Consider the following 738-nt stretch of genomic DNA (forward strand, 5'->3'; position numbering starts at 1 on the left):
CTGCGGACCGCCCGACATATCGGGGGTCTGGAAGCCGAGATAGACCAGCCGCCCTGATATGGTCGAGAAGATGCCGAAGAACACCGCCATCGTCATGATGATGCGCGTCCTGCCCTTGCCGCCGGTCGCCTTGCGGGCGCCCTCGACCACGATCGATCCATCTTCACTCGTCCTGGCGCGACGTTTCAGCAGTTTACCGATCATTGGGCGATGCCTCCGGTCACCACGGGATCCCTGCCGTCCGACGGCGCCTTGCCGCCCGAACTATCAGCCATGCCGCCCTGGCGTCCCGACAAGATGTCCTGGATGTCAAGGGATTTGACCGGCAGGTCGCCGACACCGCCGATCTGGCGGGCGCTGACCGGCTCGAGTTCGAGCTGCGACTTGTAGAGTTCGGCGAGCTTCTGCAGCCGCGACGGCTGGGTAAGCAGGCTCCAGTCGGCCTTGAGCAGGTCGATCGTGTCCTCCTCATAGCGTATCTGCGCATGGATCTTCTGCACGGCGGCCAATTGTTCCTCGGCCTCGCGCTTGGCCTTGTAGGTAAGGGCCGCGACCGCAACCATGACGGCGATCAGGACAATGTCGCTGGTACGAAACACTTAGCTACCTCTCCCCCGGCCGGTCGATACCGGGAAGCTTTGGAAGGCCGAAAATCGAAAAGTCGCTGCCGCGCGCCGGCGCCTGGGTGCGGACCGCCGCGCGCCCGTTCGGCCAGGCTGCGCGCGGATTGGCCGCCAC

The 738-nt window shown here is 64.8% G+C and carries 1 protein-coding gene and 2 pseudogenes; all 3 read right to left on the reverse strand.

The genetic code is table 11. The features are described from left to right. A pseudogene (locus tag EN925_RS38275) lies at positions 1 to 204 on the reverse strand (penicillin-binding protein 2); the annotation flags it as partial. Then, on the reverse strand, positions 201 to 599 hold the full coding sequence (locus EN925_RS38280) for a hypothetical protein (protein ID WP_127385609.1): 399 nt from the start codon (positions 597 to 599) through the stop codon (positions 201 to 203). The gene EN925_RS38280 and the pseudogene EN925_RS38275, both read right to left, overlap by 4 nt. Positions 600 to 603: 4 nt before the next feature. Further along, positions 604 to 738: pseudogene (locus tag EN925_RS38285) on the reverse strand (16S rRNA (cytosine(1402)-N(4))-methyltransferase); the annotation flags it as partial.

Source organism: Mesorhizobium sp. M7A.F.Ca.US.006.04.2.1 (assembly GCF_004022915.1).
Lineage (GTDB): Bacteria > Pseudomonadota > Alphaproteobacteria > Rhizobiales > Rhizobiaceae > Mesorhizobium > Mesorhizobium ciceri.